Below are 10,640 nucleotides of genomic sequence, written 5' to 3' on the forward strand. Positions count from 1 at the left end.
TGTTAGCAGCAGTGTAAGCGAGTTCTAAAGTAACTAACATCCATTTCAACTACTTAGTCCAAATCTTTACGCATAATTTGCGTTAAATCAAAACTCGCGCCTAAAGCGTGAGTCAGCCCCTTAATCCAAACGTTTGGAAAAGCGCAGGCTTGCCACCAGCAGCCCCAAGCAGGTAAAACCAATCATCCACAAGGCATCAAATTGCAAGTCACTCACCTGGGCATCCCTCAGCACAATCGCGCGGGACATACGCATAAAGTGCGTCGCGGGTAACGCCTCGGCAATCCACTGCGCCGCTACGGGCATGGCCTCGTAGGGGAACATAAAACCCGACAACAAAATCGATGGCAGCAGGATAAACACCGTCATTTGCATCGACTGTAACTGGGTTTTCGCGATGGTCGAAATCACTAGGCCTAAGGTCAAACTGGCGCAGATAAACAACATGGCCGCCAGCGCAATCGAGTCCAAACCGCCGCGAATCGGCACAGCAAACAGCAAATACCCAGCGGTAAGAATAATCGCCAATTGCACAAAGCCGACTAACACATAAGGGGTTATTTTACCTAGCATTAGCTCAAGCGGCCTCACCGGCGTGGTGATTAAAAACTCCATATTGCCCTGCTCGCGTTCGCGCACAATCGCGGCCGAGGTAAACATCACCATGGTCATAGTCAAAATGACCCCTAAGAGGCCGGGGACGATATTCACCACAGATCGCTGCTCAGGGTTAAAATACTGCACCACCTCAAAACTGGGGGGATTGGATTTGACCGCCCTGCCCGCAATTTCATCCAGCGGCATTTGTCTTAAACTGCGAATGGTGGAGGCGACCACAGTATCCGAGCCATCCACCAACCATTGACCGACAGGCTCGGCAAAATAGGTCTGCCCTGCAAACGCCGGATGCCGTACTAAACGCTCGTCAAGATCGGCACCTAAATACAGCACGGCTTTCACTTCGCCGCGGGTGATCGCTGCTTCCGCCTCGTTGACACTCAAATAGCGATCTTTAAAATCAACGACTTGGGTCGCTTCTACCGCCTTGACTAAAGCACGGCTATAGGCGGAGTCACTTAAATTGACTAAACCTGCGGGCAAATGACGCGCATCGGTATTGATAGCATACCCAAACAGCATCAACTGCACTAAGGGGATCATCACTATCATGCCGAAGGTCATGCGATCCCGCGATAACTGCCTGAGTTCTTTGACCACTACGGCCCAAATTCTACCTAGCATCTTGAGCCTCCACTGTCGTGGCCTGACTGCCGTTTGGCGGCGTTAGTTGGGCACGTCCACCCGTGCAAGTCACAAACACATCCTCAAGGCTTGGGCGCACTTCAGTCAGTGCCCGCCCAGCAACCCTTGGGCTTAACCAAGCCAGCGGATCTGCAATCGAACTTTGCACTAATACCCGTAAACGGCTACCAATCTGCGCCGCCGATAACACGTTAACGTCGCTTATGAGTGATTGTTTTAGTGTGCGTAAATCATCCCCCGACACTTCAATCACCCGCGCGCCCATGGCGGCCATTAATTGTTGTGGCGAGCCGTCGGCACGTTTTATCCCACGCTCTAAAATCGCCAGACCATGACAACGCTCGGCCTCATCCATATAGTGGGTCGAGACTAAAATCGTGGTGCCTTGAGCACAGAGATCGAACAGCCGTTCCCAAAACTCGCGGCGATTTTCAGGGTCCACCGCCGACGTCGGCTCATCGAGAAATAACAGCTCAGGGTGATGTAAGGTCGCTGCGGCTAAGGCTAAACGTTGCTTTTGCCCGCCACTCATGGAGCCCGCCATTTGCTTCTCGCGCCCAGCCAAATCGTACAGGCTTAATAACTCGGCTAAACGCGCCTTGGTTTGGCGACGATTCAGCCCATAAATTTGTGCCACAAACTCCAGGTTTTCCCGCACCGACAAATTGTCGTAGAGGGAGAATTTTTGCGTCATATAGCCAATGCGGCGGCGCAGTTTTTCCTCGGCGCCGGGCAAGGTTTCGCCCAGCACCCGAATATCCCCCGAGGTCGGGCTAAGCAGCCCAGTCAACATCCGAATGGAGGTCGATTTACCACAGCCATTGGGGCCTAAAAACCCATAAATCGTGCCCTTAGGGATCGCCAAATCGAGATTTTCTACCGCATTGATGCCGCCAAAGGCGCGGGTCATACCACGGGTTTCGATAGCAAACTCAGAAGCCGCGCTTGATGTTTCAGCCGCTGATGTCCCAGCGACTGTCCCCCCTGCTGAAGCCTGTTGTGCACTCATGGCAGTTGTACCTCAAGGGCCATTCCCGTGGGTAAATCCTGTCCTTCTGGCGAAATATCAATATCGCTGAGATACATCAATCTCGCCCTATCGCGTTCATTTAAGGCATAAAAAGGGGTGTAAGCCGGTTGACTGCGAATATTACGCACAGTGCCTGCAATAGGCTGCGTGCGGCCATCGACAAGGATCTTAACTTGGTTACCCGCCTTGACCCTATCGAGCCAAGTCGCAGGCAGATACACCCGCACATAGGGATGCTCAATTGCCAATAAACCAATAAGTTGACTCCCTGCGGCCACCCTATCACCCACCCGCCAAGGTAAGGTATCTACCACAGCGGGTTTCGCCGCCACTAGGCTTAAATCCTTGAGGGCTTTTTGCTCCTGTGCCACGCCAGCCATGGCCGCCTCGACTGCGCCTCTCGCTTGTTCGAGTTGCTCGCTGCGGGTGCCGTTTTGCAGCAGTCTTAGGCTCTGCTCGGCTTCGGCTTGCTTGGCAAGGCTGGTATCACGCGCCGCGCGCGCAGCATCTAAATCTGCTTGACTGAGCACCTTAGTCTTAAATAACCGCTGTGTACGCTCAAAACTCTGCTGCGCCTCTTTAACACTGGCATTGGCGCCATCAAGGGCGGCGCGGGCTTTATCTATGTCTTCCGAGCGAGCCCCCGTCACGGCTTCCGCCAGCTTTGCCTTGGCTTGTTTAAGCTCGGCCTGACGCTGGCTAAGGCGCGCCTGAGCGGCGGTGCTATCCAGCTCGAGTAATACTTCCCCCGCCTGCACTTGCTGGCCTTCGACCACATTAATTCGATTAATCAGCTCCCCCACGGGGGCGGTGAGGGTTAACCTATCGCGCTCAACCGTACCCAGCACTCGGGGGGATTCATCGCCGCAGGCTGTTAATTGCAGCAGCAACAGCGCCGCGCCCAATAGACTCCTCACCAGCTTGCCCCATCTTTGGGGAGATAGTCGTCGCGCCTTAACCGACATCACAGCTAACCCATTAGATACACTCATCATTCACTCCTAGGTTCACGTAATACGCCCTGAGTAAACACCTTCATATTGTGCAGTGCCAAACGTTCTAAATCCTCGGCATTGCTACTAAACAGGCCAAACTGACGCATTAAAACCGGGGGAGCAATCAGCGGAAACACCATCAAACTGATAAAACTCAGGCGCACTAAATTGGGGTCTAGCCCTGCTTTGAGTAATCCAGCATTCACTAATGCCGACTCAACCCATTGGCGCGAGAGGGACAGAATTTGCTCAAACACCGACAACATGATCCGATAGGCCTCGGTGCCATCGCCTTCCTGCAACACACGCACGATTAATCGGGGTAATCCGGGATTAGGTGCCATCACCCGATAATAGATCTGCATCAGTTCGCCAATATCATTAGGTGCTTGAGCGCAGGAGATTTCACGCAAACGCGCAATCACAGGCTCGAGGGTTTCACGCACCATCTGCTCGAATAGCCCAGCCTTAGAGCCAAAGTAATAACGGATAAGCGCCGCATCCACCTCAGCCTCACGGGCTATTTCACGAGTAGATACAGTGGGATAACTGCGTTCACTAAAGAGCGTCACCGCGGCGGTGATCAGCCGTTGACGTGCATCAGAGTTGCCTTTCGGGCGACCCGCAGCCATAGACAGCCCAGATTGGGCGGCAAAGGGAACCACACCTCTTGGGCGACGAGGGATAACCGACATAAGCCTCTCCAGCAGAATTCATCTATTGATGAATATACTGAAAAGCTGCTGGAAAAGGCAGCAGTTAAATTCCTCATTTTGGTTAAAATTGAGGAATTTAACCTAAAAGCTTAAGCCTAAAATATCAGAGGTTTAAAACCACTCTTAAGGCTTGTATTTATCTTTGATGAAATCCTAAGCCCCTTTGACGATAGCGCTTAAACGCTCAATAAATTGCTGCACCGCCTCAATGGAATCAAAACTAAAGGCCAATCCATAGTGGGTTTCAGTCAGACTTTTATGTAAACGTTTGGGAAATCGCGTCATTTCCGCGCTGTGGTAATAGTCATATTTAGCATGCACGCCTGCTAAGGTGGTAAATTCACCCGAAAATATCTCAAACGCGGGGCGAATAATCAGTTGCGGCGTTTTGCCATCCATATGCAGGTAAAAGGCTTCCTTAGTACCTGGCAACATATATTCGGTAATGCTCTTCACCGAAAAATTGCTACGGCAATTGAGTTCGGTTAAACAGCGGCTCATTTCCTGTTGTGTGATGGCCAAAGGTGCCTCCCAATAAGTGTGAAAACGCTATAGAACCAATAACGATCCAAAACGTTAAAGTAAAAATAATTTTTGAGCCATCCCAGCCAATTCAAACGGCTAAATACGCTATACGTTTTATTAGCGTTTACTGATCAAGCAATTAGCTGTCGGTTAGGTCATATTAAAACAAAGTCAAAAGATTGTCGCTATGTCATTAAATTGTATAGCGAATTTTTGCTTGCCAGCCCCAAATGTTGCGACTAGGTTAATAAGCCAGAGTAAGAGTCTACCCTGTCCACCATAGCAAGGTCACTCAGCTTGTGAACTTTTACTCCCAGTGGTTTTACTGCGCAGCATTCCTTAAAACCAGCCTAAGATTGCCTTGCACCAGAGTGCAGCGATGTCAATCGACACAGACACCTGATTAATGTTCACGATTGCAATGCACTGTAAGGCCGCGCTCAATCACTAGAGATGAGAAACACCCATGAAGATAAAAAACACCTTAATGCTCTTGGGTCTGTTAGCTGTCAGCCCCGCGGTTTTTGCCGCAACAGGTATCGCCTTTGTTCACGGAACCGGAAAACAAACCAATGCGTTAGCCGACTATTGGACTTCGGAATTTGTTAACTCAGTGCGCCAAGGGATCCCCGTCCCCAATAATTACACTGTTATCAACTGTGACTTCGACCAATATATGTGGGAAGAAACGGCCGCGGGTTGCCTCGCCACTCAGCTCAATAGCTTTATTCAAGCGAAGAATATTGATGATTTAATCCTGCTCACCCACTCCAATGGCGGTAATGTGGTGCGCTGGATTTTATCAAACCCCACCTGGGACAGCCGTTATCCTGCGGTGATCAAAGCCACCTCCAGAGTCATCGCCCTCGCGCCATCGAGTGGCGGCACGCCGCTGGCCGATGCAGTCAATCAAGGCAATGTGTTCGAAACGACTCTAGGTTGGCTCTTAGGCTATGGCAGCAATGCGGTCAAACAGCAGCAAGTCGGCTGGATGGCAAACTACAACAACACTTGGCTCTATGGCACCTCGGGTCGCCCGAGTTTAGGTAAGCCCTTCGAGGTGGTTGTCGGCTCGGATGTGGATTCCGCCATTTGGGACAGCGACAGCTACTGCGCAGGCTATCAATATCAGGTCGCTCTCGAGACTACCCAAAACTGGCTCGATAGCTGCTCCGACGGCTTCTTAAATTGCAGCTCCCAAAAAGCCGCAGGCACAGTCTGGTTCACCGATAAACAAAAGACCCGAGGCCAAGAACCGTTAAGCCATCAGCAGAGTCGCCGTGCCTGCTTTAACTTAGACACGCTGATCCGCAATCATATTTAAGGAGCTCACTATGCCACCTTTTACACTCCGCACCTTAAGCAAAGCGGTCAGCTTGGCCATATTAGCTAGCCTGCTCGGTGCCTGTCAGGATGATTCACCCACGCCTGAGCCACAAAAAGAAGCCAGCCCAATGTATGCCAAGGGCTTAACCTTAGCCGCGCCGACGCAGAGCGACCTTGTCGATACTAATATCGCCTCGCCAACTCTCGCGCCAATTAATACCAGTACCGATTATGTCAGCTTTATCACCCCGCTCTATGGCGAATACCAAGCCAGTCAGCCCGTGCTTGAGCAGGCAAGCCAGAGTGATGAGTATTGGCTTAATGTCACTGGCGCCGAGCTAAATGCTGGCGTTCAGCTTAACTTGAGCCAAGCGGGCAGCTTAGTGCGAATAGCGCCCCGCGGCGATATCAGCAGCGGCGCCTTGATGCATGCCGATGCCGTAGCCCCCGAGCGGGTGCAAATTCAGCGGATAGACCAAACGCCGCAGGGTAAAAACGCCAGCAGCCCGCAAGCAACGGAATCTTTAGTTAAGTCGCTGGTAAGCGCCGACGCCTTAGCCAGCGCAGGACTCGCCGATGACTCCAGCGCGCTGCAAATGTCTGAAAAGGCCACGGCCGGAGAATATCGCCTACAAGTCAGTCAGCCCTTGGTCGCTAAGGCCAACTATCTGGTCAACGTGAAGGAAAAAGGCTCGCCCTATCAACTGAGCATCAAGGCGCCCAGCGCAATTGCAGCCGATGCCCAAACGCTTGGGGTAAAACTCGCCTTAAGCCAAAGCAATAATCAATTTGCGCCTCAGGCCAAACTCAAGCAAGCCGATGGCACAGAGCAAGCGCTGACCATGGTGAAACAGGGGGATGAATGGCAGGCTTTAGTGCCCGCGGACTTGCCCCTTGCCAACAGCAATGCGGGGCTGAGTGAAATCGAAGTCACAGTCCAGACTCAGGTCGATGGCCGCCCAGTGCAGCGTACGGTGAAAACCGCCTTTAAGTCCTATGTGAACTCGGCCAGCATCAAGCCAGAAGTGCTGACAGTGTGGGACAAAGGCGTGCCGAATCAAGTCAACTTTGTGCTAACTGTCGCCGAGGCGGGACGCTTTGGTTTGAGTGGCGTGCTCACGGGCACCAATGCCGAGGGCCAAAAAGTGGCGATCATGCGTACCCAAGCAGCCAACTGGTTAACGCCCGAATCCCCCAAACTCAAGCTGATGTTTGACCCCAAACTTATCCAAGCCTCCGGTCTACAACCGCCCTTTGAACTCAACGAGCTAGAGCTGCAAGACCAAGGGCAAATGGCACGGTTAAGTTTTCAGGCCAACGCACTGGTGCTTACGCGCTAACTCAATTTAACCCATTTCTCCCTTCCCAACCGCTTTGAGTGCCCAGCTTGGGCACTCTTTTTTTACCCGTCATCCGAGTTAATGCAGCCAAGCCAAGCGTTTACCCAAGTGAAAGTGCAATTATCGCGCAATCCCCTAACCCTGTGACAGCACATGGGTATCAGTACAAAATGCTGTCACAATTTCAAGATAAAATTTACATTGATTATAAAAGCTTACTGCTTTTAAATAACAAAGTGTCTAGGCATAATGCCAATGTTTTGACGCAACACCCCATAGCAAAATATGCAAATGGAATATAAAAATAACAATGGCTAACGGCACCGCGATTGCCCGCCTTAGTCGATGCTCAAGCAATGGAAATCCTATGAGTGACAGCACATTTTTTTTTGGTGAATGGCAAGTCAATCCCAGCGCCAACAGCCTGCTTCTGGGCAAACAAGTTAAACAGCTTGAGCCTAAGGCGATGGATGTGTTGTTGTTTCTCTGCCAAAACGCCGGTGAAGTAGTCAGCAGCGACGAAATTGTTAGCCATTGCTGGCCGGGGGTCGACACGGGCGACAATCCACTGCACAAGATTATCAACCAGTTACGTCGCGCACTTGGCGATAGCGCCACCGAATCCCGTTACATTGAGACCATTCGCAAACGCGGCTATCGCACCTTAGCCGAGGTTCGCTTTCCGGTTGGCCACGAGGCCAGCGCCACGCCACAAACCTGGCAAGGCGGCTCGCCGTTTCCGGGCCTGCAAGCCTACAGCGCCAACTATGCCGACGTGTTCTTCGGCCGCAGCGAGCAAATTAGCACGCTGCTAAATCGTATTAGCCAACAAATTCAATTTGGCCGCGCCTTCTGCTTAATTTTGGGCCCGAGTGGTAGCGGTAAATCCTCCTTAATTAATGCTGGTGTATTGCCTAACCTCATGGCCGCCAATGGCTTTAATGGCGTAGGGGTTGTGGCCTATAGCAGCCTCGATTTTGCCGATGTCAGCAAGGGACAACTGCTCACCGATTTGGCCAGCGCCATGCTCGACTGGGAGCTAAACGACAGCCCAGTCTTTGAGGGAATGAGCGCCGATACGCTTGCCGCCAAACTTGAGCAAGATCCGCAAAGCATTGTCGATATATGTAAACACAGCCTTAAAAATCAGGCTTATGCTACACCACGCTTTGCCTTATTTATCGACCGATTAGAAGTCTTATTATCATCGCCGCTGTTTAGCGATGCCGAACGCAGCGCCTTTATCGAGCTGTTAGAGCGCCTTGCCACTTCCCATGCGGTGTTGATTCTAAGTGCCTGTCGCAACGACTTTTATCCGCTGCTAGTCAATTATCCCAGCCTGATGGCGGGCAAAGCCAGCGGCGCCCATTTCGACTTAGCGCCGCCCACTCGCACCGAGCTGCTGCAGATGATCCGCCTGCCAGCCGTTGCCGCCAGTTTAACTTGGGAAATCGATAGCGACACCGCCATGCCGCTCGATGAAATGCTCTGTAGCGATGCCGCCAGCAACCCTGATGCGCTGCCCATGTTGCAATACACCTTGCAGGCGCTGTATTTACAGCGCAGCGACGATGACAAACTATTGGTTTCTGTGTATCGCACCTTGGGCGGTATCGAAGGCGCTATCGGTAAAAATGCCGAGCAGGCCATCTCCCATTTAACCGAGGCCGAAAAAGCCAGTCTGCCGCGGATTTTGTCCCTGTTAGTCACCCTGCGTGAGGATGAAAAATCCATCACCAGCCGCACCGCCCGCTGGTCGCAGTTGCAAAGCGCGGCCGAAACCGCCCTAGTGCAAGCCATGGTCGATAGCCGCTTATTTGTGTCCCATCTGCAAAATGGTGAACCCTGTTTTAGCATCGCCCACGAAGCCCTGCTGCGCCGCTGGCCAAGGGCGACGGCGTGGATCAGCGAGCATAACGACAGCCTCAGTATTAAGAGCCGACTACAGCATTTATCCCAGCGCTGGCTCAGCGAAGCCAAACACAGCGCCTATTTGTTGGCCGAGGGTAAACCCTTAAAAGAGGCCCAAAGCCTTAGGCAAAACCCCTTATTTGTATTAGATGAACGGGAAACCGACTTTATTGCCGCCTCCAGCAAACGCGCCACTATGCTGCGCTGGACGAGGCGCGTTACCGTCGCCCTGCTGTGCGTACTCACCTTAACCTCAGTCATTATGAGCGTTCGCAGTATCGAAGCCGAAAAGCTGGCCCAGCAAAAACGCCTCGCCGCCGAAGATCTGCTCGGGTTTATGGTGGGTGACTTCGCCGATAAGATGCGCGGTATCGGCCGAATGGACTTACTCGACGGGATCAGCAATAAGGCATTGGAATATTTCACGGATTTCTCCAGCCAAGACGATGAGAAGTACTTAAGCTTCGATGCCCGCTTCCAGCATGGACAAACCTTAGAGGCCATGGGCGAAGTCGCCTATTCACGCAATAAAATCGATGAAGCCCGCAGCGCTCTACTCGCCGCACAGGAAAAAATGCTGCCGCTGCTCGAATTGCAGCCCGAAAACTTAGCCCTGCTAAAAACCTTAGGCGCCAATGCCTTTTGGTTGGGTCAGCTTAAATATGATGTGAGTGATTGGGCCGCATCACGCCCGTTCTTCGAGCAGTACTTAGCCTATAGCCAAACCATGTATGCCCTAGCGCCCGAGGATAAAGATGCGCTGATGGAGCTGTCCTATGCCCATAACACCTTGGGCTCAGTGTCGATGAAGCAGCAGGACTTTGCCAAGGCACAGCAAGATTTTGAGGAATCATTACGCTTAAAGCTCTTGGCACTGGCCAAAGCCCCCGAAGATAGCCAACTGATTGCCGATGTAGCCAATGCGCGCTCTTGGTTAGCGAGTGCATTAACCTCCCTTGGCGAACTCGATACTGCAATTAAGCTCCAAGAAGAAACTCAAAATCAATTACTCAACTCTCTAAATCAAAATGATGCCTATATGCGAGATAGATTAGCCAGTACTTTAGGCAGATTAGCAGAGTTACTGGAATATAAGGGAGATCTCAAATCAGGGCTCGATAAACTATTGCTAGCAAAAGAAATTATCGAAAAATCATTAGCCATGGATTCAGGAAATGAAGTATGGAAAAGAGACTTATTTCATATTCGCACGAAAATATTTCTTTTGAACATTTTTGTTAATGACTCTAGAGTTAACGAAACCTCTAAATCTCTTTTAGACACACTTGATACGGACTTAATATCAATCAGCGAAGTTAAAAGAGAACATTTACGAGCCAATGTTTTATTAGCTATTGCAATTAAAGAAAAAAGTAACAATTCAAATAACGCCCATAAAGAGCTAACAGAGTCAAACTTAATATTTCAAAAATTATTTAATAATTTCCCCGAAAACAAAGACTATCTCATAGGCATTGCAAAAACAAACGTAGAGCTTGCAATGATAAGCTTTAAAAATGGAAATCAAGATGTT

At 51.0% G+C, this 10,640-nt stretch carries 8 protein-coding genes; 3 read left to right on the forward strand and 5 right to left on the reverse strand.

What is annotated here, in order from left to right; translation table 11 throughout:
• Window positions 1-120: 120 nt before the first annotated feature.
• The 5 genes from MMG82_RS18660 to MMG82_RS18680 form a co-directional block, all read right to left on the reverse strand.
• Window positions 121-1,242 carry an ABC transporter permease gene (locus MMG82_RS18660; protein WP_172590974.1) on the reverse strand — a complete coding sequence of 374 codons (1,122 nt, stop codon included), beginning with the start codon at window positions 1,240-1,242 and terminating at the stop codon, window positions 121-123.
• The gene (locus tag MMG82_RS18665; RefSeq protein WP_172590988.1) at window positions 1,232-2,173 is read right to left on the reverse strand and encodes an ABC transporter ATP-binding protein; all 942 of its coding nucleotides are present in this window, start codon (window positions 2,171-2,173) and stop codon (window positions 1,232-1,234) included. The genes MMG82_RS18660 and MMG82_RS18665 overlap by 11 nt, the downstream gene beginning before the upstream one ends.
• Window positions 2,174-2,268: 95 nt before the next feature.
• Window positions 2,269-3,285: an HlyD family efflux transporter periplasmic adaptor subunit gene (locus tag MMG82_RS18670; protein WP_241407272.1), complete on the reverse strand. Its 1,017-nt coding sequence runs from the start codon at window positions 3,283-3,285 to the stop codon at window positions 2,269-2,271.
• A complete protein-coding gene (locus tag MMG82_RS18675) occupies window positions 3,285-3,983 on the reverse strand; it encodes a TetR/AcrR family transcriptional regulator (RefSeq protein WP_241407269.1) in 699 nt (232 codons plus the stop codon). Before MMG82_RS18675 ends, MMG82_RS18670 begins: the two co-directional genes overlap by 1 nt.
• A gap of 174 nt (window positions 3,984-4,157) precedes the next feature.
• Window positions 4,158-4,505: a hypothetical protein gene (locus tag MMG82_RS18680; protein ID WP_037416982.1), complete on the reverse strand. Its 348-nt coding sequence runs from the start codon at window positions 4,503-4,505 to the stop codon at window positions 4,158-4,160.
• A gap of 490 nt (window positions 4,506-4,995) precedes the next feature.
• Between MMG82_RS18680 and MMG82_RS18685 the strand changes: the two genes are divergently transcribed.
• From MMG82_RS18685 to MMG82_RS18695, 3 genes are all read left to right on the forward strand, one after another.
• Window positions 4,996-5,853 carry a hypothetical protein gene (locus MMG82_RS18685; RefSeq protein ID WP_144375610.1) on the forward strand — a complete coding sequence of 286 codons (858 nt, stop codon included), beginning with the start codon at window positions 4,996-4,998 and terminating at the stop codon, window positions 5,851-5,853.
• A gap of 10 nt (window positions 5,854-5,863) precedes the next feature.
• Window positions 5,864-7,195 carry a DUF4785 domain-containing protein gene (locus MMG82_RS18690; protein WP_241407270.1) on the forward strand — a complete coding sequence of 444 codons (1,332 nt, stop codon included), beginning with the start codon at window positions 5,864-5,866 and terminating at the stop codon, window positions 7,193-7,195.
• Window positions 7,196-7,562: 367 nt separating this feature from the next.
• Window positions 7,563-10,640: winged helix-turn-helix domain-containing protein (locus MMG82_RS18695; protein ID WP_241407271.1), on the forward strand; the 3,078-nt coding region annotated here is incomplete at its 3' end.

Source organism: Shewanella sp. MM_2022_3 (assembly GCF_022557375.1).
Taxonomy (GTDB): Bacteria; Pseudomonadota; Gammaproteobacteria; order Enterobacterales; family Shewanellaceae; genus Shewanella; species Shewanella xiamenensis.

Excerpts from the sequence above, each read along its gene's own strand:
- MMG82_RS18670 (WP_241407272.1), bottom strand. The coding sequence starts at position 3,285 with ATGAGTGTATCTAATGGGTTAGCTGTGATGTCGGTTAAGGCGCGACGA.
- MMG82_RS18685 (WP_144375610.1), top strand. The coding sequence starts at position 4,996 with ATGAAGATAAAAAACACCTTAATGCTCTTGGGTCTGTTAGCTGTCAGC.
- MMG82_RS18675 (WP_241407269.1), bottom strand. The coding sequence starts at position 3,983 with ATGTCGGTTATCCCTCGTCGCCCAAGAGGTGTGGTTCCCTTTGCCGCC.
- MMG82_RS18690 (WP_241407270.1), top strand. The coding sequence starts at position 5,864 with ATGCCACCTTTTACACTCCGCACCTTAAGCAAAGCGGTCAGCTTGGCC.
- MMG82_RS18680 (WP_037416982.1), bottom strand. The coding sequence starts at position 4,505 with ATGAGCCGCTGTTTAACCGAACTCAATTGCCGTAGCAATTTTTCGGTG.
- MMG82_RS18660 (WP_172590974.1), bottom strand. The coding sequence starts at position 1,242 with ATGCTAGGTAGAATTTGGGCCGTAGTGGTCAAAGAACTCAGGCAGTTA.
- MMG82_RS18665 (WP_172590988.1), bottom strand. The coding sequence starts at position 2,173 with ATGACCCGCGCCTTTGGCGGCATCAATGCGGTAGAAAATCTCGATTTG.